Here is a 22,068-nt window from a genome sequence, read left to right as displayed (position 1 = left end):
TGATAGATAAAGAAGGCCGCCAGAATGACGCCCACATAGATTGCCAAATACGGCAGGCCGAAAACCACCGAAACAAACAGCGTGACCAATTCGCCGCCAAGGTCTGTGAAAATCTGTCCCATCTTATGAGCCCTCCTCGCTACGGCCCATGATCTCTTCTTCCATGTTCCAGATCATGTTGAGGATTTCTTCGCGTGTCGGCGCGTATTCGGGATGCTTCTTCACCTCGCGCAAATCCGCACCCACGCCCATGTCGGCAAATGGCAGACGGTATTCCTTGTGAATACGCCCCGGTCGCGGAGCCATAACGATCAGCCGCTCGCCCAGTAACAACGCCTCTTCTACCGAGTGCGTAATCAGAATGATTGTCTTGCCGGTCTCTTTCCAAAGCTTGAGAACAAGGCTCTGCATCTTTTCCCGCGTCAGCGCATCCAGTGCGCCAAGCGGCTCGTCCATAAGGATCACGTCGGGATCATTCGCCAGACAGCGGGCCAAAGCCACACGCTGCTGCATCCCGCCTGATAGTTCGTAAACCATCTTTTCCTTGAAGTCCTGCAAGCCCACAACATCCAGCAGATGATCGACGATCTCCGCGCTTTCGGACTTGGACATGCCCTTCATATCGGGGCCGAATCGCACATTGTCCCGCACACTCATCCATTCAAAAAGCGCGCCTTGCTGGAACACCATGCCGCGTTCGGCATCCGGTCCCTGCACCGTGTGGCCGTTCATCTCGATCTGGCCTTCGGTCGGGGCCAGAAAGCCCGCTACGATATTCAGCAACGTTGTCTTGCCACAGCCCGACGGCCCCAACACGCTCAGCAGTTCGCCTTGTTTTAGGTCAAGGCTGACGTCCTTGAGCGCCTGAACATGACTGCCGTTTGGCAGGTCAAAGCGCATGGACAGATTTTGTATTGTTAATCCGGTCATGGTCCCTATCAGTCTTTCAAGCCGTTCACGCAGCTGCGCGACGGGTCTCCCAAAAAATCGTCATGAGAGAGTATGAAAATAGGCCGGGCGCAACCCGCGCCCGGCCCGTATTCAAAAGGCTGCTTTACATGCCTTTTGCAGCTTCCAGCGGGCCGGTGTTTACCGCACCGTCATAGCTGTCCAGAGCGCTTGGGATCGAACCCGCATCGACGAAGACACCAGCAACACCGCCCATGAAGGACTGTGCAGTGCCACCGAACCATGCGTCGCCCAGCTGCTCGTCAATGGTTGGGAACTTGAAGGTCGCCAGTGTTGACGCTGTGCCTTCTTCGTCCATGCCCGCATCCTTGGCGATCACCGGCAGCATCTTCGCGTGGTTGGCTTCATCCGCCCACATCGCGTTTGCATCAGCAGTCACCTTCAGGAACTTCGCCAGCATGTCGCCTTCTTCAGCGATAAACGATGCCGGAGCGGTGGTCGCGTCAAACACCAGAATGCCGAGTTCTTCTTTTTCTGCACCAGTCAGCAGCACGTTGCCATGCTCTGTCATACGACGCAGTGCGCCGCCCCAGCCACAGGCCATGTCCAAAGAACCCTGCGCCAGCGCTGCTGCGCCTTCTGCGGGGGCCATGTCCACGACTTCCATGCTGGCGACATCAACGCCAAAATGCTTCATCTGGCTCAGGAAGCCATAGTGCGCCGCGGTGCCCAGCGGCACAGCCACTTTCTTGCCTGCCAGCTCACCGGCGCTGTCTTTGTCAATCTCGAGACCGGACGCAACAACGCAGTTGTCGTTGTCAGAGTAGCTCACAGCCACGTCCACAATCTGGATGTCCTGACCAGCGGAGGCCGCAACCACGAAGGGCGGCACGCCCTGGCTGACGGAAATCTGCACGTCGCCAGACGCCATCGCCGCGCTCATCGCGGTGCCGGTGTCAAAGCTAACCCAGTTGATCTTGGTGCCAAGAGCTTCTTCATATGTGCCCATCTGCTTGGCGTACTGGAACGGCATCGGCCATTCGAGGAAATACGCGACGGTGATTTCCGCCTGAGCCGCCTGAGCGCCAGCCATCATAGCAGTGGCGGCAATTGCGCTCGTCAGAGTCCGTTTGAATGTCATTTTCATTTTCTCCCGTTGTCGTTTTGGTGCCGTTCAAGTCCGGTCCCCAATGGGTGCAGAGAGGGTCTTCATGCCCTTTGTCACTCACCGGCTTCACGCGCCGCCTACAATCGGAGCGGAAATCTCGGCACCGATCAATGATTTTTTGTGCCTGTGTCACAGTTATTTTACTGCCCAATCAGATGGCAAAGTCGCCTATATGTCCAATTTTTTACTTTTTAATCAGAAAGTTATCGCACTCAAAGCTTAACCCAAGGGCAACAAAATTCGCATTTTGGACATACATTGCCAAAATAACTGGCCCTATAATCCTGCTTGAAAAACTCGCGAGGATATCGTGCAAACTTATGATCAGATTCCCGTTGGGGATTCTGTTTTCCACGCGACTCCGCATAACGAAAAGGGAGGGTCCACCATGGACGGCACATTGAAAGAGAACGATCTGAGCCATGTGGTGAGCGCTGACAAAGCCCACGTCTGGCACCATTTGGTACAGCACAAGCCCTTTGAAACAAGTGATCCCCGCATCATTATCGAAGGCAAGGGCATGCGCGTTTGGGATCAAAACGGCAAAGAATACATCGACGCCGTGTCCGGCGCTGTCTGGACAGTCAACGTCGGCTATGGCCGCGAACGCATTGCCAATGCCGTGCACGCCAACCTTATGAAAATGTGCTATTTCGCCAACGCAGCCGGCAACGTGCCCGGCGCGCTTTATGCCGAAAAGCTCATTGAAAAGATGCCTGGCATGAGCCGCGTCTACTATTGCAACTCCGGCTCCGAAGCCAACGAAAAGGCCTTCAAACTGATCCGCCAGATCGCGCACAAGAAATACGGCGGCAAGAAAACCAAGATCCTCTATCGCGACCGCGACTATCACGGCTCCACTCTGGCGGCGATGTCCGCAGGCGGTCAGGACGAGCGCAACATGCAGTACGGCCCCTTCGCGCCGGACTTCGTTCGCGTGCCTCATTGCATGGAATACCGCAAAGATGAACTCGGGCTCGGACACCTGTCTGGTCGCGAATTCGGCATTGCCGCGGCCAACCAGATCGAAGAGGTCATCCTGCGCGAAGGCCCCGAAACCGTGGGCGCACTTTGCCTTGAGCCTGTGACCGCAGGCGGCGGTGTGATCACCCCGCCCGAAGGCTACTGGGAGCGCGTTCAGGAAATCTGCAAGGAATATGACATCCTGCTGCACATCGACGAAGTGGTCTGTGGCATCGGTCGCACCGGCACTCACTGGTTCGGCTATCAACACTACGGCATCAAGCCCGACTTCGTGACCATGGCCAAAGGTGTGGCTTCCGGCTACGCCGCCATTTCCTGTATGGTTACGACCGAAGAAGTCTTCGAGATGTTCAAGTCTGATCCGTCCGACAAGCTCGACCACTTCCGCGACATCTCCACTTTCGGCGGCTGCACCGCAGGTCCTGCGGCGGCGCTAGAAAACATGGCGATCATCGAAGAAGAAGGCCTGCTTGAGAATTGCACCGCTATGGGTGACCGCATGATGGCCAACCTTCAGGCGCTCATGGAGAAACACGAGGTCATCGGTGACGTGCGAGGCAAAGGTCTGTTCCTTGGCTGTGAATTGGTCAAAGACCGCGACACCAAAGAACCGGTGGATGAGGCCGACATTGCCGCTGTGGTTGGCGATTGTGGCGCTCAGGGCGTAATCATCGGCGCCGCAAACCGCTCTGTTCCAGGGCGCAACAACGTCATCGCCTTCTCACCGGCGCTGATCGCGACTGCGGCTGACATCGATGCCATCACCGATGCCGTCGACAAAGCCCTGACCAAAGTGTTTGGCTGAGGTTTTTGGCCCAAGGCACGCTCCGTGTCTTGGGCATCTCATCCCAAATACTCAAAGGCTTTTGGGGCAAAAGGTCCGATTATCTTTTTCCCGCCTACCCGAACACTCTCAGGTTCGGGCCAATCTCATCGATCGACGGAATTCCAAAATGTGGCCCGCCCCCATCACCTTGACTGGCATTCACGCCAGCCTTGCGCCCTTGTCACAAGAGCACGCCGAAGACCTCAAAGAGGCCACGGCAGACGGCGATCTGCACAAGCTGTGGTACACCATGGTGCCACCTGCCGACGGCATTGAGGCTGAAATTGACCGCCGCCTCGGACTTTCTGATATGAGCGCCTTTGCGATTGTCGATGCGAACGGGCGGGCCGTGGGCATGACAACCTATATGAACACCGATTCTGCAAACCGTCGGGTTGAAATCGGCTCCACTTGGATGCGTAAAGCGGCCCAAGGCACGCCAATCAACACCGAATGCAAACTCATGCTTCTGCGCCATGCCTTTGAAACGCTGGATTGCATCGCTGTGGAGTTCCGCACCCACTTCATGAACCGCCAATCGCGCGCCGCCATCGAGCGTTTGGGTGCAAAATTTGACGGCGTTCTACGCAACCACATGATTATGGCCAACGGCACCCTGCGCGACACCGCCGTTTATTCCATTTGTGCCCACGAATGGCCCGCCGTTCAGGCCGGACTGAATCTGAAACTCTCACGATTTTCCTAAAGACCAGTTGGCAGCCATCATAAGTCCAGTATAGCCTCTTACCCATGGCGATTTCAGTCGAAACCTTCTTTCTGTCCCCTGACTCTCAGGGAACGCTTCAGGCGCAAATCCAGCAGCTGATCGCAGAAGGCATTTTGTCCGGCCGGTTCCGACGCGGCGAAAAACTTCCCTCATCCCGGAAACTGGCCGCCCACCTCGGCGTCAGCCGGATCACCGTGACGCTCGCCTACACCGAGCTGTTGGCAAACGACTACCTCGCCTCTCGCGGGCGCTCTGGCTACTACGTCTCCGACAACGCACCAGTGCCTCCGTCTTTCACACCTCCAAAGCATCGCGAAGACAGCATTGACTGGACCCGCGCTCTTGGCCGGCGTTTCACAGGTGGCGACACACCGGAGAAACCGCAAGATTGGGCCTCCTACCGATTCCCCTTTGTCTACGGTCAAACAGATCATTCGTTGTTTGATCACACCAACTGGCGGCTTTGTTCCTTGCAGGCGCTTGGGCAAAAAGATTTCACCGCACTGACCGCCGACTACTATGACCAAGACGACCCACGCCTTGTCGAATTCATCGCACGTAACACGCTTCCCCGCCGCGGCATCATCGCCCGCCCCGAGGAAATCCTGATCACTTTGGGTGCGCAGAATGCGCTTTGGATTGCGGCACAGGTCCTTCTGACCCAACGCCGCACCGCCGCGATCGAAAACCCCTGTTACCACGCGTTGCGGGACATTCTGAACCAATCCCGCTGTCATGTTGAACCCGTCAATGTAGACAGTGATGGGTTGGAACCCTCTGAAATTCCAGAGGAAACTGACGTTATCTTCGCAACACCCAGTCACCAGTGTCCGACCACAGCCACTATGCCTCTGGCCCGACGCAACGCGCTGTTGGAACGGGCGCGCGACATCGACGCCCTGATCGTCGAAGATGATTACGAATTCGAAATGTCCTTCGCCGACAGCCCCTCACCGGCTCTCAAATCTCTCGATACCGAAGGCCGCGTGATCTATGTCGGCAGCTTTTCCAAATCCCTGTTTCCCGGTCTGCGCCTCGGCTATCTGGTCGGCTCCGAAGCCTTCATCCGCGAAGCCCGCGCCCTGCGCGCGTCGGTGCTGCGCCATCCTCCTGGCCACATTCAGCGCACCGCAGCCTATTTTCTGTCCCTCGGCCACTACGACGCCCTGATCCGCCGCCTGCGCAAGACGTTGAAGCACAGACGCGCAGTGATGAAAGACGCGATCCGAGAACACGGCCTGACCATTGCGGGGCCCGACGCCAAAGGCGGCTCCTCTTTCTGGATGCAAGGAAAGGAGAGGCTGAACACGCACGAATTCGCGCAAAGATTGCAAAGCGAAAGCGTTTTGATCGAACCGGGAAGTTCTTTCTTCGTCACCGACAATCCGCCGCAAAACTTCTACAGGCTCGGCTACAGCTCGATCCCGGCAGACCGCATTCCAGAAGGCATTGCCCGCATCGCGCAAATTCAGAAGAACCTCTAAACTGGTATGATTAAGCGCCAACAACTGGCCCTAACGCCACCCTGCACCAACCCGTAATTTCGCCTCCAACCCCACGCGCGCAACGCGCGTGTTCACGTGATTCAGGAGGCCCCCCAATGAAAATGACCACCGAAGAGGCGTTCGTAAAAGTCCTGCAACGCCATGGCATCGAACATGCCTTTGGCATCATCGGCTCGGCCATGATGCCGATCTCCGACCTCTTCCCTAAAGCCGGCATCATGTTCTGGGACTGCGCCCACGAAGGCTCCGCCGGCATGATGAGCGACGGTTACACCCGCGCCACCGGCAAGATGTCGATGATGATCGCGCAGAACGGCCCCGGCATCACCAACTTCGTGACCGCCGTGAAAACCGCCTACTGGAACCACACGCCCCTGCTTCTGATCACGCCACAGGCCGCCAACAAGACCATCGGTCAGGGTGGCTTTCAGGAAGTCGAGCAAATGGCCCTCTTCCAGGACATGGTTGCCTACCAGGAAGAAGTCCGCGACCCCTCCCGCGTGGCAGAAGTTCTGACCCGCGTGATTTCTCAGGCAAAGCGCCTCTGCGGTCCGGCACAACTCAACATCCCGCGCGACTTCTGGACTCAGGTGGTCGACATCGACATTCCCGATCCCATCGAATTCGAAGCCTCCTCGGGCGGCACCAACTCCGTGGCGGACGCAGCTGCGCTTCTGTCTTCTGCCAAGAACCCCGTCATCCTGAACGGCGCGGGTGTGGTTCTGTCCAAAGGTGGCATTCCGGCGTCCATCGCATTGGCAGAAAAACTCGATGCGCCCGTTTGCGTTGGCTACCAGCACAACGACGCTTTCCCGGGCAACCACCCGCTCTTTGCCGGTCCTCTGGGCTACAACGGCTCCAAAGCCGGCATGGAACTCATCAAAGAGGCCGACGTTGTTCTGGCCCTCGGCACCCGTCTGAACCCCTTCTCCACCCTGCCGGGTTACGGCATGGAGTACTGGCCCGCGGATGCGAAAATCATTCAGGTGGATATCAACCCCAACCGCATCGGCCTGACCAAGAAGGTCTCTGTCGGCATCGTAGGTGACGCCGCCAAAGTGGCCACCGGCATCCTCGAACAACTCGCCGACAACGCAGGCGACGAAGGCCGCGCAGACCGCAAGGCACATATCTCCAAAACCAAATCCGCATGGGCACAGCAGCTGTCCTCGATGGATCACGAGGACGACGATCCAGGCACATCCTGGAACGAACGCGCCCGCGCTGACAAACCGGACTGGATGTCCCCCCGCATGGCATGGCGCGCGATCCAATCCGCCCTCCCGCGCGAAGCGATCATTTCGTCTGACATCGGCAACAACTGCGCCATCGGCAACGCCTATCCGGACTTCGACGAAGGCCGCAAATACCTCGCACCCGGCCTTTTCGGCCCCTGCGGCTATGGCCTCCCCGCCATCGTCGGCGCGAAAATCGGCCAGCCTGATGTGCCGGTCTGCGGCTTCGCAGGCGACGGTGCCTTTGGCATCGCGGTCAACGAACTGACCGCCATCGGCCGCGGCGAATGGCCTGCCGTCACGCAGATCGTCTTCCGCAACTACCAGTGGGGCGCGGAAAAACGGAACTCGACCCTGTGGTTTGACGACAACTTCGTTGGCACCGAACTGGACACATCTGTGTCTTACGCCGGCATCGCTCAGGCTTGTGGCCTGCAAGGCGTCGTGGCCCGCACCATGGACGAGTTGACCGCCGCGCTGAACAAGGCGATCGACGATCAGATGAACCATGGCAAGACCACCCTGATCGAAGCCATGATCAATCAGGAACTTGGCGAGCCCTTCCGTCGGGACGCGATGAAGAAACCGGTCGCAGTCGCCGGCATCGACGCCGCCGATATGGTCAAACAGACCGGAAGCTGACCCTTTGCAGCCGCTCCGCCAGATACTTGGTGCCGCCAGCGGCTCTGACAAGATCATCGCCCTTTCCGAGGGCGATGATCCCCGCGTGGTAGAGGCCGCGCTCATGATCCGCGACGAGGCTGTTGCCCGAGTCCTCCTTGTGGGCGATCCCGCAACCATCGCAGGCCACCTCGCCACCCACGGCACAACGCCGGATGAGGTCGCAGGTCACATCGACATTCACGACCCCGACAACAGCCCTCTGTTCGAGGAATTCCGCGACACGCTTGTCGCCTTGCGGGCCCACAAAGGCATGACGTCCGAACAGGCCGCGGAACAGGTCCGCAACCGCCTGACCTATGCTGCGCTCTTGGTGCAAACCGGTCACGCGCACGGCACTGTCGGAGGGGCGGCGGAAACCACGTCCGACACCGTCCGAACCGCGCTTCAGATCATCGGCAAAGCGCCCGACGCCGCCATGGTCTCGTCTTTCTTCTTCATGCTCTACTGCAAGGAACACCACACAGTAAAAGGCGCGCATATCTTTGCGGATTGTGGCCTTGTGGTCGACCCCGACGCGCACGAAATGGCCGAAATTGCCCGCGCATCCGCCGCGTCTTACCGCGCGCTGACCGGCGACACGCCGCGTGTTGCCATGCTGTCTTTTTCGACCGCTGGAAGTGCGGACCATCCCAAGGTTTCCAAGGTGGTCGCAGCGACGCATCTGGCCAAAGTGGCCGACCCCACGCTGATCATCGACGGAGAGTTGCAGTTTGACGCCGCATTTGTGCCTGAGGTCGCCGCCTCCAAGGCTGGCAAATCCTCCCTTGGCGGCGCGGCCAATGTGTTTGTTTTTCCCAGCCTGAACGCTGGCAATCTGGGCTACAAAATCGCGCAGCGGGTCGGCGGCGCCACCGCCATCGGCCCCGTACTGCAAGGTCTGGCAAAACCCGCCAACGATCTCTCACGCGGTTGCACAGCCGAAGACATCCTGCACATGGTGGCCGTCACTGTCGCGCAATCAGACGCACAGGATAAGGCAGATCAGGCGTCAGAGGCCAACGCATGACCCCTGCCCGAACGTCATTCCAACGCCAGCGTGACCACGGTGGCCGCCACGATATCCTGCGCGCTGGCGCCACGGCTCAGATCACAGACCGGTTTGCGGAACCCCTGCAAAATCGGGCCCAGCGCTTGCGCGTCGCCCAAAGCGACCGCCAGCTTGTAGGCGATGTTGCCCGCATCCAAATTCGGGAAAATCAAAACGTTGGCATCCCCCGCCCCCGCGCCCTTGCGCTCGGCCACGTCGGGGATCAGCGCCGCGTCCCCCTGTACAGGGCCGGTAAAGCCGGTAATCGCGGCAGCCTCTCGCACCTTGTCCACGCTCGCGCCCGAGCCGCTTGTGCCGGTGGAGAACGACAGCAAAGCCACCCGCGCCTCGCCCAACAGGGCCTCACCGCTGCGCGCAGACGCTTTGGCAATCGCCGCGAGCGTTTCGGCGTCCGGATCAACGGTCAGGCCACAATCGGCAAAGATCAGCGACCGGCCTTCTGGAAAATTCATCAAAAAGAAACTCGACGGAACGCTGACACCATCAGCCAATCCGATCGCCATGGATGCCGCCTCGATCACGCGCCGCGTCGGGGCCACTGCACCGGCGGTCATTGCGTCTGCCTCACCAGCCGCAACCATCGCAGCCGCACGATAAAGAGGCTTGTCGACCAGTCGTCGCGCAATCCCTTCCTTCATGCCACGCGTATCCATCAACGCCTGCACGTAACTTTCGGTGTTCTCGCCGAGTGTCACAGGCCGGCACAAGCCATCCCGATCCAACGCCCGCATGGCTTCCGCCGTGCGCGGCTCTTTGGCTTCGGGAAACACAACCCGCGCGTTTTTCGCGGCCACTTTGGCCGACAGCGCATCCATAAACTTCATGTATACCTCCGTATACGCAACAGGAGCCATCCGTGACCGAAAACGTCAAGATCAACCGCGGCCTCAAAGGCATTTATTTCGAACGTTCCGGCGTTTCCCACATCGACGGCGCCGCCGGCGAGCTCTCCTATCGCGGTTACTCGATCCACGACCTCGCGACCAAATCGACGTTTGAGGAAGTCTGTTACCTGCTTATCCACGGAGAGCTGCCCACCCAAGACGAACTGACCGCATTTGACGCAACGCTCAAAGCCGCCCGCGAGTTGCCGGATCAGGTCTACGACATCATCCGCGCCACCAAAGACGGCCACCCGATGGACGTCCTGCGCACCGCCGTTTCCGCCCTCGCCGCGCTGGAAGCAGACAGCCAGAACGTCGGCCCCGAGGCCTTCCTCGCCAACGGCCTGCGCCTGACCTCACAAGTTCCGATGATCATCGCCGCACATGAAAACATCCGCAACGGCCGCGATCCGGTGCCAGCCGACAAAACCCTCTCCCACGCCGCCAACTGGCTCTGGATGCTCAAGGGAGAGAAACCTTCTGAGGACGCCGCCCGTTTGGCGGATGTCGACTTCATCCTGCACGCAGAACACGGCGCCAACGCGTCGTCCTTCGCCGCCCGCGTGACCATCGGCACCGAGGCCAACCTGCACGGCGGCATCGTCACAGCACTCTCCACCCTCGCAGGCCCCGCCCACGGCGGCGCGGCTGAGGACGTGATGAAAATGGTGCACGAGATTGGCACACCCGACAACGCCGCCGCCTACGTCAAAGCCAAACGCAAAAACCGCGAGGCTGTCACGGGTTTCGGCCACCGCGTCTACCGCGCCGAAGACCCCCGCGCCCGCCACATGCGCGACGGTGTGAAAAAACTCGGCGAGGAAATGGGCGCGCCGGAGTGGTACGAAATCCTGCAAGGCGTGGTCGACGCCATGAAGCCCTACGCCCGCCACGGCCTGAACGTGAACGTCGATTTCTACTCCGGCGTGATCTACCAGCTGCACGGTATCCCGATGGATCTTTACGTGCCGATCTTCGCCATCGGCCGTATGCCCGGCTGGATCATCCAATGCATGGATCAACAGGACAGCAACATCCTGATCCGCCCGCTGACGCTTTACAACGGGCCGGACATGCGCCCCTACACGCCGATGACGAAGCGATAACTTTCCGACAAAACACTTTGCGAGGGGAAACATTCCCCGCAAAGATACAATTTCCGGAACAGCCAGACCGAAAGCCCGCCAATGACCTTCCAGCAGCCCAAGCTTAACACCTCTCCCAAAGTCTCTGACGAGGTGCGCCAGACCACCTGCTACATGTGCGCCTGCCGCTGCGGCATCAACGTGCATATGAAGGACGGGAAAGTTGCCTACATTGAGGGCAACCGCGACCATCCGGTGAACAAAGGCGTTCTCTGCGCCAAAGGCTCCGCTGGCATCATGCAGGTCAACGCGCCCTCGCGGCTGCGCGCGCCCCTGAAACGCGTCGGCCCGCGCGGATCGGGTGAATTTGAAGAAATCACATGGGACGAGGCGCTGGACATCGCCACCGGCCTTCTGAAACCGATCCGCGAAAACAACCCCGAGAAACTCGCTTTCTTCACCGGCCGCGATCAATCGCAATCCTTCACCGGCTTCTGGGCGCAGAATTTCGGCACCCCCAACTTTGCGGCCCACGGCGGCTTCTGCTCGGTCAACATGGCCACCGCTGGCATCTACACCATGGGCGGCGCCTTCTGGGAATTTGGCCAACCCGACTGGGATCACACCAAACTCTTCATGCTGTTTGGCGTTGCTGAGGACCACGACAGTAACCCGATCAAGGCCGGCATAGGCAAGATCAAGGCCCGCGGTGCCAAGGTCATCGGCGTGAACCCCGTGCGCTCCGGTTACAACGCCGTGGCCGACGAATGGGTGGGCATCACACCGGGCTCTGATGGTCTCTTTATCCTCAGCCTTGTGCACGAGCTGATGAAGGCGGGCAAAATCGACCTGCATTATCTGGCGCAATACACCAACGCACCGGTTTTGGTAGACGCTGAAACCGGCCTTCTGATGCGCGATGAGAACGGCAAGGAACTGGTGATCGATCGCACAACAGGCAAGCTCACACCGTTTGACCAAAAAGGCGTACAACCCGACCTCTCCGCGCAATACCGACACGCAGGCACAACCCACAAAACCGTCATGCACCTGTTGGCCGAGAAATACCTCGACCCTCAATATGCACCCGAGGCCGTGGCCGAGCGCACGGGCGTGACTGCTGACAAAATCAAAACCATCGCCGCCGATCTTGCCCGCGTCGCCTTTGACGAGGCGTTTGAGTTGGACCAGGAATGGACCGACTTCCGCGGTGAGACCCACAAAACCATGACCGGTCGTCCTGTCTCGATGCACGCCATGCGCGGCATCTCGGCCCATTCCAACGGCTTCCAGACCTGCCGCGCCCTGCATGTGCTGCAAATCATCCTCGGCACCGTCGAGGTCCCCGGGGGTTTCCGGTTCAAACCGCCCTATCCGAAACCCTACACCGCCCATCCCAAACCGCACTGCGGCGTGCAACCCAACTCAGCCCTCGACGGCCCGCACCTCGGCTTTGTGCAAGGTCCAGACGATCTGATGCTCAAGGAAGACGGCAGCCCCGCCCGCATCGACAAAGCCTTCACGTGGGAAAACCCCATGAGCGCCCATGGCCTCATGCACATGGTGATCTCCAACGCCCACGCGGGTGATCCCTACAAGATCGACACGCTGTTTATGTATATGGCGAACATGTCGTGGAACTCTTCGATGAACTCGGGCGGTGTCATGCAGATGCTGACCGACACGGATGAAAACGGCGACTATGTGATTCCCAACATCATCTATTCCGACGCCTACAGCTCGGAAATGGTGGCCTATGCCGACCTCGTGCTGCCCGACACCACCTATCTGGAACGACACGACTGCATTTCGCTGCTGGATCGTCCAATTTGCGAGGCCGATGCCGCCGCCGACGCCATCCGTTGGCCGGTGGTGGAACCCGACCGCGACGTGCGCGGCTTCCAGACTGTTCTGGTGCAACTGGCCAACAAACTCGGTATGCCCGGTTTCACCAACAAAGACGGCAGCGCCAAATATCAGGACTACGCCGACTATATCGTCAACCACCAGCGCAAGCCGGGCATCGGCCCGCTCGCCGGCTTCCGCGGTGAAAACGCCGATCAGGTTGGCCGCGGTGACGTGAACCCCGACCAACTTGACCGCTACATCGAAAACGGCGGCTTCTTTGTCGAACACATCCCCGACGGGGCCAACTACTACAAACCGTGGAATGCCAGCTATCAGGACTGGGCTGTCGGCATGGGGATCTATGATGCCCCCGAGCCATACCTGTTCCAGCTCTACTCCGAACCGGTCCGCAGCTTCCAACGCGCCGCCGAAGGACACGGCGACCGCCAGCCGCCCGAACACCTGCGCGACCGTCTGAAGGCAGTGATGGATCCGCTGCCCATCTGGTATCCCGCACTCGAGGACAATGGTGTCGATCTCGACGAATTCCCGATCCACGCACTGACCCAACGCCCAATGGCGATGTATCACAGCTGGGGCACCCAAAACGCGTGGCTGCGCCAGTTGCACGGCCACAACCCGCTCTACCTGCCGACCAAACTATGGGAGCAGCACGGATTTGCCGATGGCGACTGGGCGCGTGTGACGTCTACTCACGGCGAAATCACGGTGCCGGTGGCGCATCAAGCCGCGCTCAACGACAACACCGTTTGGACATGGAACGCCATTGGCAAACGCAAAGGCACTTGGGCATTGTCTGAGGATGCGCCGGAATCCAACAAAGGCTTCCTGCTCAACCATCTGATCCACGAGTTGCTGCCCCCGAAGGGCGACGGCCTGCGCTGGTCCAACTCCGACCCGATCACCGGTCAGGCGGCTTGGTTCGACCTGCGTGTGAAAATTGAAAAGGCCGACGCACCAGCGGAAAGCCAACCGGCCTTTGCGCCTATCAAATCGCCGGTCGCCCAAGGCCCGTCTGAGCTGAAATGGAAGGTGGGCAAATGACCACGACACAGCGCGCCTGCTTTCCCGACGCAATACCGACGCAATACCGACGTGATACAGCCCGCCTTCTGGAGGCCCAGCCATGACCACGCTTCCCACATCCACCGACCGCAAACTCGGCCTCGTGATTGACCTCGATACCTGCGTTGGCTGCCACGCCTGCGTGATCTCCTGCAAAGGCTGGAACACCGAAAACTACGGCGCGCCTTTGTCGGACCAACGCCCCTATGGCACTGAACCCATGGGCACTTTTCTGAACCGCGTCCACAGCTACGAAGTGCAACCCGAAGCTGGCCCCGCCCAGACCGTGCACTTCCCGAAATCCTGCCTGCACTGCGAAGACGCCCCCTGCGTCACAGTCTGCCCCACCGGCGCCAGCTACAAACGCGTCGAGGACGGCATCGTCTTGGTCAACGAGGACAGCTGCATCGGTTGCGGCCTCTGCGCTTGGGCTTGCCCCTACGGCGCCCGTGAACTTGATCAGGCCGAAGGCGTGATGAAAAAATGCACCCTATGTGTGGACCGCATTTACAACGAAAACCTACCCGAAGAGGATCAAATCCCCTCTTGTGTGCGCACCTGCCCCGCCGGTGCCCGTCACTTCGGCGACCTTGGCGATCCGAACTCCGATGTCAGCCAACTCGTTGACTCCAGAGGCGGTTTTGACCTGATGCCGGAAATGGGCACCAAGCCGGTCAACAAATACCTTCCGCCACGCCTCAAAGATTCATGGGACGATCAATCCCTGCTGGCCCCGCTGCTGGAACCCGTCGCCGAAGAACCCAAAGGCTTCCTCAGCTGGCTCGACAAAACTCTCGACAAAATCCCCGGAGGGGCTTCCTGATGCATCCCGCACCGTCCGTTATCATCTTCACCACGCTCTCCGGTCTCGGCTTCGGCCTGCTCTTCTGGCTCGGCATCGACCCGACGCCCCCCACTGGCTTCACCGGCTTTATCTTCTTCGCCATTGCCTATGCGCTGGCCGTGGGCGGGCTGCTGTCGTCCACTTTCCACCTCGGCCATCCGGAACGCGCATGGCGTGCCTTCAGCCAATGGCGCACAAGCTGGCTGTCGCGCGAAGGCGTCTGTGCCGTAGCCGCACTGTGCATCCTCGGGGTGTATGCTGCCGCCTTGATTTTCTTAGGCCAAAACATCGCCATTCTCGGCTGGATCGGCGCAGCTTTCGCGGTTGGAACGGTCTTCACAACTTCAATGATCTACGGGCAACTGGCCACAGTTCCGCGCTGGAAAACCCCTTTGACACCAGCGCTTTACCTGACCTTCTCCCTCGCAGGAGGCGCGCTTTTGTCTGGCCGTACATTCACCGCTATTGTGCTGTTGCTGTTTGCGGCTGCCGTGCAACTCGCTTGGTGGCAACGTGGCGACAAGGCGCTCTCTGAAAGCGGCACAGACCTCGGCACCGCCACCGGCCTTGGCGAGCGTGGCACCGTGCGCTCAATGGCGCACCCGCACAGTTCGCCCAACTATCTGATGAAGGAATTTGTCTACGTCGTGGGCCGCAAACACGCGCTCAAGTTGCGCGTCATCGCTTTTTGCCTGACCTTCGTTCTGCCACTGATCCTACTGCTTGTGCCGTTCAACCACGTCTTCGCAGCTCTCGCAGTCCTCAGTCACATCGCAGGCGTCGCCTGTTCCCGCTGGCTGTTCTTCGCAGAGGCCGAACACGTCGTCGGCCTCTACTATGGCATGCGTTAGGTTATTTGGATTTCCAACTGTCCAGCCAACGCCGGAAGCGCCCGCGCTTCTCCGCAAGGCTGTCGCCCGCAGCTTCAAAGCTGTCGCCCATATCCTCCAGCACCGGATCAATCCGTGCAGCACGGAATCGGCGCCAGCGCACCCATATCGCCCAGACCACCGCAAAGAACACCGTCAGAATGGCGATGTTGAGCCACGGAATGAACGTCACATCCGGCCCTGCAACGGCCTTAACACCCACTGCATTTGGATAGATCGACAGAAACTCGTTTCGCCAGCCATAGTGCTTGATCGCGACCCATTTGGGCGAGTCCGCCGTCGATTTCAGATCTCCCGCCTCAGCCTGTAGATTCGCGGTATCGAACTTGAAATAAGGTGGCCATCCGGCGCTGGTGTCCTCGTTGCGATAAACCATCACACGATCATTGGGCTTCTTCGTCTCGATAAAGAACACATCGCGATTGACGGTTGTCTCGGCATTGCCCGCATCCGATTTGGCCCAGAAAATCGAATTCTCCCCAAAATCGATCCGCTTTTCATAGGTGTCCGTGATCCGCACCACGTCATGTTGCGGCAACGTATAGTGGAAGAAAGACGCCACCAGTATCCAGAAAACCGCCCAGAAACCCCATTTTATATAGACCATCACACCGGTCCCCCTAGTGGAAATTCATGAAGTAGATCAGCGCTATAACCGCTGTCACCGGAATGATATAGACACCCCAAATCAATTTACGACGCAAAGATCCATCATAGTCGGCCAATCCCTGCTCAATGAACGCGTCCCGATCCCCGCTCATGCCCTCGCTGTCCCATTCCGCCTCAAGTTTGTCGCGCCGAACGGACCGCGAATACCACGACAGACAAACATAAACGATCGTCAGAACCACAAAGCCGACAACGGCCAATCTCGCCAGTGCAAACATCTTATCTCCTCACCGCTCCCCAAGGCCCGACACGCGCGATCATATCCTCACTGGCCCGTTTGCGCACCTTTGGCATTTCCAACGGCGCGTCATGTCCGAAAAGCGCCTCCCGCGCGCCCGCCTTATCCGCCAGATATTCCCGCTCAAGAAAGTCGGCGACAAAGCTCTTCTTGGTTTCGGTCCACCCCTGATAGGCGCGATAAAACACCTCTTTGTGGCAGATAAACAGCTGTCGAATGTCCTTGGGCGCCAGTTCCGCCAGCAGCATATTCACCAGATCCGCCTGATCCGTATCCGTCGCTCGCAGGGTATAAAAGTAAGCCGGATGATCAGAGCTAATACGCGGCCACTTGCCTTCGTTCTCCGCCCAATCCACCATCTGCCGCAGACCGTGATATTCGGGTGGCAACTGATCCGCATGATCCCGCGCCAACCGCCGGATATCGCGCCGTGTGGCCCCTGTCAGGTCTACCCCGGCATCCTGCGCTGCATCCACAACGATAAAGTCCATCTTCTGACGCAGGATCGCACTGGCATCGATGCCCCGCGCCTTTACAATCGGCTCCACCAAATCGTTGTAGTCAAAGAACTTCGCAATCTGGTTTCGGTCATTAAAATCAAAGATGTACTTGATCGGCAACTTCCCCAGATCAGCCTTGTCTCCCGAGGTGATCGCCGCTGGATGCCCCAATCCGCGGAAGACATAGACCCCACCGAAATGCGCGGTCCAGAAATCTTCCTGATCAAATGTCATATGCTTGAGCGACACCGGATTGCGCGTCACATCACCCGTGCGTTTCGCAAGGCTGATCATGTCCGCAATCAGCACATCGTCAAACCAGCCGTCTTCCTCCTGCTTGAACCGATCCGCTAGGTCACCCAACTTTTCCGCATCCCGCAGCGTGCCTTCAGTGGTGTCGGCCTCAATCGTAACCTTGCGAATGTCCAAAAGCCGCGCGGGCTGGCTCACGGAAAACACCGAGTTCACCAATTCCCCTGCAACCGCATCCCGCGCGGTCAGGGCAAAAAGCTGCGGCTCGTTTTCCTCAATGAAATGCCGCAGAATATCGCGACTGGTGGAGAACTTGATATTGAGCAGCGGCGCCGATTTCTGATCCGTGGTCAGCAGGATGAACTGCCGGTTACAGCCCCCGTGGTTGAGGTAAAGGTGATCCTCCAACTCATCCCCGATCTCGGGGCTATAGCCTGAGATATCGATATGAAAATCGGTGAGATTGGTGGTCTTGCCGGTTAAGTGTTTCAACGCGCGATTATAGCGCTCCAGAAGGATCGGCGAGGCCACCTCGATCAGGTTGCCAAACATCAGGCCGCGTTGGATCAGTCTATGCATTTGAAAATCCGATGTTATCGTGAAGAGCAACAGTTGCCATTGTCCGAGCTACCCCTGAAATTTTGGAATTTTATTGTATCCTTTTTTGGGGTTGTTTGCCTCCAGTTCAACAATCAACTCCATTTCCTTTTTTCCAACTTCAACTTTGTCCGAACTCTCAAACAAAATTTGTTTTCTCACATGGAAATCTGAAAGCTCTTCTTTGGTAAAGTCTGCCTCAACTACCTCTCGATTCCATGTTCCGAAGTATCTGAGACTGTGACCGCCCTTCCCTATGTCTTTTCCGACATAAATCTTTCCATTCGGAAAAGTGACTTTATAGACGACATATTTGAACGTTCTCGAGAAGCTAGGCGAATTGATTTTCGACACTTCAAACCTCCCGCACGGCCTCAAGCCGGGTCGCGCCCGACCTCCCCCCGGAGGGCGCGTTTGCACCGTCAGCCAAACACACGAACACCTGCGCACTTTGCACCAAAGCGCCAACACCAAACCAATCCAAAGCGCCCACCAGGTCGGGCGCGGCCCTCTTCTCCATCATCACCGTCCTCTCGCCACAAGGTCCTGCCCCCGCCGCGCTTCCACACCCTGCGCTTGGCCAAACCAGACCAGCCCCAAAATCGGCGCCCAAACGATCGCCGCCATCAGAGACAACCGTGAATGCACCCAAAGCGCCGAACCAAGCTCGGGCGAAGACCCAAGCGCCATCGCATGAACTCCTCGGGTGTGCGTCAGCACATATGAAACGGCATACCCAACCGCAAACAGGATCACTGCACACACACCAATTCCCGCAGCGACTTTGCCATGCGAACGTGTGTCGCCGTCCACAACAAGCCGTGGCAGAAGCACCGCAAGCACACCCAGCACAATCAACGGCAGCCCTGTGTTCACGAACCCAATGCTGTCGAGCACAAACATCAGGCTTTGCCTTCCAGATACCGCCGCTTCGCCGCCTCGCTCCGCTGCATATCCCGCACCATGTTGGAGATCGCGACCTCATCGGACTTATCAGCATAACGGAACTCGCTGTCCGCATAGCGGTTGATCTCCTGCACCACCATCTCGGTGGTGATCGGCACCCGCAACTCGCCAATCATCGCCTTCTTGGTGTCGTAGTCCTTCGCCAAGAAAAGCTCGGGCTGCTCCATCCACTCATCGGGCAATTCGAAATCCATCGCCCGCACCTTCACGGCATCGGTGATGTTCTTGATCGCCCGCCCCGTAAACCGCGGATCGGCTTCCTGAATGGCCTTCAGATAGGCCCCCATCTTGGCAATGGTGTCCAGATCGCCGACCTGCCCATGCACCTTATCAAACACGTTCATCAGCCCCGGTTCATGCGGCCGCGCATGACTCTCAAAACTCGCCGTCACGGCCTTCTGAATCGCCTGCGCTTCAAACAACTCATGATCGCCCAGCGCGATGTCGTGGTTCTTGCCCATCAACAGCGCAAGAATGTCGATGTAATCCTCCCGTGTCTGCGGCCCGTCCACCAGAAACCGCGCACCGGCCCGCTGGCGCAGCGCGTCGTCCACGTTCTCCGGATAATTCGAAAACATCCCGAACGTACAATTCCCGCGCACCACCGTATTGGCCCCGGCAAAGGCCTCCATGAAGACCGCCGTGACTTCCTGCTGCCCTGCTGAGGACTGACGATCCCCACGCTTGCCGGCGATCTGATCGATGTCATCAATCGTGCCAAAGCCAATCACCTGCGGGTCCAGAACATTCTGCACAAACGCCTTTGCATTCTGCCCCGACTTGCCCTGATAGCTGTCGATATTGTCGATGCCAAAGTTCTGATAGCGGAAGGCATAGCCCGCCACCTGACAATAGTCGTTGATCAGCCCCGCCATCATCTGAATAAGCGTGGTTTTCCCCGTCCCCGGTGCACCGTCTCCCATGAAGGTAAAGATAAACCCGCCCAGTTCCGCAAAAGGATTGAGCTTGCGATCAAAATCATAGGCCATCAGCATCTTGGCGAGCTTCATCGCCTGATATTTGGCAATGTGGTTGCCCACAACCTCATTAGGCTTTTTAAAAGTCATGGTGAGCGTCGAGCCTTTGGCAGCCCGCGCCGGCGTGAACCCGTTGATGGTCAGATCATCCGCCTCAACCTTCCAACTCGCCCCGACAAAAGCCCCCAACTGCGGCGCGTTCTGCGCCCGCAAGGCGACCTTCTCCATCAACTGCTCGGCAAAGGCGCAGACACACGCGACCAACCGATCTTCATCGCTGACCAACGCGGCAATATCCTGATCCAACTCCCACAAAGCGCCATGCAAAGCCAGTTGCGCGTTGTCGGTCAAAACCTCCTCAACCTCGCCCACCTCAACCTGCGTCTCGCCCAACATCGGCGCCAACAGGAACGAGGTCGCATTGGCAAAAACATAGGACACCGCTAAAGCCTCTGCCGAGAGCAACTCAGAAAACGTCGTCTTCTTATCCGCACCCAGCGCGCCCGCTAGATTGTCCCTCTTCAAATCCGCCAGACCCGAAGCTTCGGCAAAGTTCTCACCAACGGCCAATGCAATTGCCAACGCCCGCCGCGTCCCGTGCAACACATTGGCCTGCACCGGCGAAACCAGCGGATCCTCACCGCCCGCACCTTCGATGCGCTCCACCAAATGCACCCCTTCGGGCCGCGCAGTTGACCGTGTAACCAGCCCCGGCGTGGTCGATCGAAACCGCCGACGCGTGCCGATACCGCTTGACCGCTCCGCCACCGGCGCATCCATGGCCTTGGAAATCCGCGGCGTGTGGTCAAACCCGTCAAGCATCCCGACAGCCGCATCATAGTGCTTGCGAATGTCCTCTTCGCGCAGCTCCATCAAGTCACTGGTCACGCTCATCTATGTCTCCACCCAAATCTTCATCTTGCCAAAAATACGCGCGCTGCAGGCATAGTCCGCAAGGCCGTCTCAATACCTCAACACCCGTCCCTGCGGGCTCACCACATATTTGGTCACGCTACTAAACCCCGGCGGATTGAGCTCCTCCAACGCCTGAAACGGGCGTTGCGGTAGGATGATCGATCGCTCCATGCTGGTCGCCCCTGTGTCGCCGCCACGCCCCGCAAAAGGATCAAGCGCAAAGACCTGCCGCTCTACTGATCCGAACCAGCCGGATTTCTCATCCGTAACCCGCTCGCTCATCAGTTCTTCTGTGGTCCAAGCCAATGCCCAGTCCTCCCCTTCCGGCGCGCGCGCAGCCTCAAGCACCTCTCGGATCGGCCCCGACTGACGCGTGAAGGCGCTGGAATACATCGGACCCACGTGAATCCGTCGCAACCGTTTCGGGTGCAAATCGTCAAAGCTCTCGTCAAAGCCTTTTGCGATGGTCAAAAGCTTCAGCCCGCCCACCGCCTGCGCCATCAGATGGGCCTGCACTTCGGGCCAGCGCCGCTCGTCGTTGGGCAGGGCGCGCCGCCCCGTGTCCTCAAGGTCCATCAAATAGATCGTCGGCAGGTTGACCTGACTGTCATAAACCGCCCAATGCAGCAGATATTTGCGCCGCCGCTCCGACAGGTTCCCCATCCAGCGCACCTCAGGATGGTTCTGCGCCCAGAACAGGTCGCCCTTCAGCAATTCCTCAAAATAAAGCCGTTGGCTCAGCGCGAATTGCAGCTTTGTCGGGATTTCCTGATCACCAATGATGGTACGCAGCATCTCGTCCTTAAGCGCTTCGCTGTCCGGCATATTGCGCAAATGGTTTTCAGCCTGCTGCGCATCATTGGCCATCACCAAAAGCTCGTTGAACACCGGAAATCCGCTTTCCACAGCGTCCATTGCAAGGCTGCCGAAAAACTGCCCCGTCTCGCGCCCGACCAGCAGATACTTCATGCTCAGCGCCTTGAAGGTGTAACCGATTGCAACGAGGTAGCGGGTCAGAATCTTGACCTCCTCCTCACCAATCGCCCCTTCAGCCGCCCGCGCCGCCGCCACCTGTGTCAGGTGTTCGGTGATGCGTTCAAACTTCTGGAAATACCGGCGACTGGCGCGGGTTTCCATCAGAGCTGTATACTCTTTGGTCGTGTCGGTCATGCATTGCCCCCGGGGCACACAGTGTCACGGATCACGCCCGACCTCGTCCTCTTGGACGGGC

The 22,068-nt window shown here is 58.7% G+C and carries 19 protein-coding genes; 9 read left to right on the top strand and 10 right to left on the bottom strand.

All coding sequences use genetic code 11. The features are described from left to right. Positions 1–123: 123 nt before the first annotated feature. On the bottom strand, positions 124–930 hold the full coding sequence (locus BM069_RS09220; RefSeq protein WP_093323148.1) for an ABC transporter ATP-binding protein: 807 nt from the start codon (positions 928–930) through the stop codon (positions 124–126). Between the two features lie 124 nt (positions 931–1,054). Continuing rightward, positions 1,055–2,050 (bottom strand): taurine ABC transporter substrate-binding protein, encoded by a 996-nt coding sequence (locus tag BM069_RS09215; RefSeq protein WP_093323560.1) that lies wholly within the window; start codon positions 2,048–2,050, stop codon positions 1,055–1,057. A 415-nt stretch (positions 2,051–2,465) separates the two neighbouring features. Between BM069_RS09215 and BM069_RS09205 the strand changes: the two genes are divergently transcribed. From BM069_RS09205 to pta, 5 genes are all read left to right on the top strand, one after another. Then, entirely contained in the window at positions 2,466–3,866 is a 1,401-nt protein-coding gene (locus BM069_RS09205) for an aminotransferase family protein (protein ID WP_093323145.1), read from the top strand. Positions 3,867–4,014: 148 nt separating this feature from the next. Next, the gene (locus BM069_RS09200; RefSeq protein ID WP_093323143.1) at positions 4,015–4,593 is read left to right on the top strand and encodes a GNAT family N-acetyltransferase; all 579 of its coding nucleotides are present in this window, start codon (positions 4,015–4,017) and stop codon (positions 4,591–4,593) included. A gap of 44 nt (positions 4,594–4,637) precedes the next feature. After that, positions 4,638–6,098, top strand: a complete 1,461-nt coding sequence (pdxR, locus tag BM069_RS09195) for a MocR-like pyridoxine biosynthesis transcription factor PdxR (protein ID WP_093323142.1) — start codon at positions 4,638–4,640, stop codon at positions 6,096–6,098. Between the two features lie 116 nt (positions 6,099–6,214). Next, positions 6,215–7,996: a sulfoacetaldehyde acetyltransferase gene (gene xsc, locus BM069_RS09190; RefSeq protein WP_093323140.1), complete on the top strand. Its 1,782-nt coding sequence runs from the start codon at positions 6,215–6,217 to the stop codon at positions 7,994–7,996. Positions 7,997–8,000: 4 nt separating this feature from the next. Continuing rightward, a complete protein-coding gene (pta, locus tag BM069_RS09185; protein WP_093323139.1) occupies positions 8,001–9,044 on the top strand; it encodes a phosphate acetyltransferase in 1,044 nt (347 codons plus the stop codon). Between the two features lie 14 nt (positions 9,045–9,058). On the opposite strand, the gene BM069_RS09180 is transcribed toward pta, so the two are convergent. Then, positions 9,059–9,910, bottom strand: coding sequence for a phosphate acyltransferase (locus BM069_RS09180; protein ID WP_093323137.1), 852 nt, complete (start codon positions 9,908–9,910; stop codon positions 9,059–9,061). A gap of 32 nt (positions 9,911–9,942) precedes the next feature. Here BM069_RS09180 and BM069_RS09175 point away from each other — a divergent pair, with 32 nt between their 5' ends. The 4 genes from BM069_RS09175 (at position 9,943) to BM069_RS09160 (ending at position 15,684) form a co-directional block, all read left to right on the top strand. Then, positions 9,943–11,076, top strand: a complete 1,134-nt coding sequence (locus tag BM069_RS09175; protein WP_093323135.1) for a citrate/2-methylcitrate synthase — start codon at positions 9,943–9,945, stop codon at positions 11,074–11,076. An 81-nt stretch (positions 11,077–11,157) separates the two neighbouring features. Further along, positions 11,158–13,968, top strand: a complete 2,811-nt coding sequence (locus BM069_RS09170; RefSeq protein ID WP_093323134.1) for a molybdopterin oxidoreductase family protein — start codon at positions 11,158–11,160, stop codon at positions 13,966–13,968. Between the two features lie 82 nt (positions 13,969–14,050). Next, the gene (locus BM069_RS09165; protein ID WP_093323132.1) at positions 14,051–14,812 is read left to right on the top strand and encodes a 4Fe-4S dicluster domain-containing protein; all 762 of its coding nucleotides are present in this window, start codon (positions 14,051–14,053) and stop codon (positions 14,810–14,812) included. After that, positions 14,812–15,684 (top strand): dimethyl sulfoxide reductase anchor subunit family protein, encoded by an 873-nt coding sequence (locus BM069_RS09160; protein ID WP_093323131.1) that lies wholly within the window; start codon positions 14,812–14,814, stop codon positions 15,682–15,684. Before BM069_RS09165 ends, BM069_RS09160 begins: the two co-directional genes overlap by 1 nt. Before the next feature lies 1 nt (position 15,685). Here BM069_RS09160 and BM069_RS09155 read toward each other — a convergent pair whose 3' ends face one another. From BM069_RS09155 to BM069_RS09125, 7 genes are all read right to left on the bottom strand, one after another. Next, entirely contained in the window at positions 15,686–16,330 is a 645-nt protein-coding gene (locus tag BM069_RS09155; protein ID WP_093323129.1) for a DUF1523 family protein, read from the bottom strand. Between the two features lie 13 nt (positions 16,331–16,343). Next, positions 16,344–16,610 (bottom strand): hypothetical protein, encoded by a 267-nt coding sequence (locus tag BM069_RS09150; protein WP_093323128.1) that lies wholly within the window; start codon positions 16,608–16,610, stop codon positions 16,344–16,346. Position 16,611: 1 nt separating this feature from the next. Continuing rightward, positions 16,612–17,961: a DUF6638 family protein gene (locus tag BM069_RS09145; protein WP_093323126.1), complete on the bottom strand. Its 1,350-nt coding sequence runs from the start codon at positions 17,959–17,961 to the stop codon at positions 16,612–16,614. Between the two features lie 48 nt (positions 17,962–18,009). Beyond that, the gene (locus BM069_RS09140) at positions 18,010–18,333 is read right to left on the bottom strand and encodes a GIY-YIG nuclease family protein (protein ID WP_212611527.1); all 324 of its coding nucleotides are present in this window, start codon (positions 18,331–18,333) and stop codon (positions 18,010–18,012) included. Positions 18,334–18,501: 168 nt separating this feature from the next. Continuing rightward, positions 18,502–18,882: a hypothetical protein gene (locus tag BM069_RS09135; RefSeq protein WP_093323124.1), complete on the bottom strand. Its 381-nt coding sequence runs from the start codon at positions 18,880–18,882 to the stop codon at positions 18,502–18,504. Continuing rightward, entirely contained in the window at positions 18,882–20,816 is a 1,935-nt protein-coding gene (locus tag BM069_RS09130) for an AAA family ATPase (protein ID WP_093323123.1), read from the bottom strand. Before BM069_RS09130 ends, BM069_RS09135 begins: the two co-directional genes overlap by 1 nt. A 69-nt stretch (positions 20,817–20,885) precedes the next feature. Continuing rightward, a complete protein-coding gene (locus BM069_RS09125; protein ID WP_093323121.1) occupies positions 20,886–22,007 on the bottom strand; it encodes a hypothetical protein in 1,122 nt (373 codons plus the stop codon). Positions 22,008–22,068: the final 61 nt, after the last annotated feature.

Source organism: Shimia haliotis (assembly GCF_900114415.1).
GTDB lineage: Bacteria > Pseudomonadota > Alphaproteobacteria > Rhodobacterales > Rhodobacteraceae > Shimia > Shimia haliotis.
The sequence above is the reverse complement of the archived record's forward strand: the minus strand, read 5'-3'. Positions and strand labels throughout refer to the sequence as shown.

Excerpts from the sequence above, each read along its gene's own strand:
- BM069_RS09220 (WP_093323148.1), bottom strand. The coding sequence starts at position 930 with ATGACCGGATTAACAATACAAAATCTGTCCATGCGCTTTGACCTGCCA.
- BM069_RS09215 (WP_093323560.1), bottom strand. The coding sequence starts at position 2,050 with ATGACATTCAAACGGACTCTGACGAGCGCAATTGCCGCCACTGCTATG.
- BM069_RS09205 (WP_093323145.1), top strand. The coding sequence starts at position 2,466 with ATGGACGGCACATTGAAAGAGAACGATCTGAGCCATGTGGTGAGCGCT.
- BM069_RS09200 (WP_093323143.1), top strand. The coding sequence starts at position 4,015 with ATGTGGCCCGCCCCCATCACCTTGACTGGCATTCACGCCAGCCTTGCG.
- pdxR (WP_093323142.1), top strand. The coding sequence starts at position 4,638 with ATGGCGATTTCAGTCGAAACCTTCTTTCTGTCCCCTGACTCTCAGGGA.
- xsc (WP_093323140.1), top strand. The coding sequence starts at position 6,215 with ATGAAAATGACCACCGAAGAGGCGTTCGTAAAAGTCCTGCAACGCCAT.
- BM069_RS09180 (WP_093323137.1), bottom strand. The coding sequence starts at position 9,910 with ATGAAGTTTATGGATGCGCTGTCGGCCAAAGTGGCCGCGAAAAACGCG.
- BM069_RS09170 (WP_093323134.1), top strand. The coding sequence starts at position 11,158 with ATGACCTTCCAGCAGCCCAAGCTTAACACCTCTCCCAAAGTCTCTGAC.
- BM069_RS09165 (WP_093323132.1), top strand. The coding sequence starts at position 14,051 with ATGACCACGCTTCCCACATCCACCGACCGCAAACTCGGCCTCGTGATT.
- BM069_RS09160 (WP_093323131.1), top strand. The coding sequence starts at position 14,812 with ATGCATCCCGCACCGTCCGTTATCATCTTCACCACGCTCTCCGGTCTC.
- BM069_RS09155 (WP_093323129.1), bottom strand. The coding sequence starts at position 16,330 with ATGGTCTATATAAAATGGGGTTTCTGGGCGGTTTTCTGGATACTGGTG.
- BM069_RS09150 (WP_093323128.1), bottom strand. The coding sequence starts at position 16,610 with ATGTTTGCACTGGCGAGATTGGCCGTTGTCGGCTTTGTGGTTCTGACG.
- BM069_RS09145 (WP_093323126.1), bottom strand. The coding sequence starts at position 17,961 with ATGCATAGACTGATCCAACGCGGCCTGATGTTTGGCAACCTGATCGAG.
- BM069_RS09135 (WP_093323124.1), bottom strand. The coding sequence starts at position 18,882 with ATGTTTGTGCTCGACAGCATTGGGTTCGTGAACACAGGGCTGCCGTTG.
- BM069_RS09130 (WP_093323123.1), bottom strand. The coding sequence starts at position 20,816 with ATGAGCGTGACCAGTGACTTGATGGAGCTGCGCGAAGAGGACATTCGC.
- BM069_RS09125 (WP_093323121.1), bottom strand. The coding sequence starts at position 22,007 with ATGACCGACACGACCAAAGAGTATACAGCTCTGATGGAAACCCGCGCC.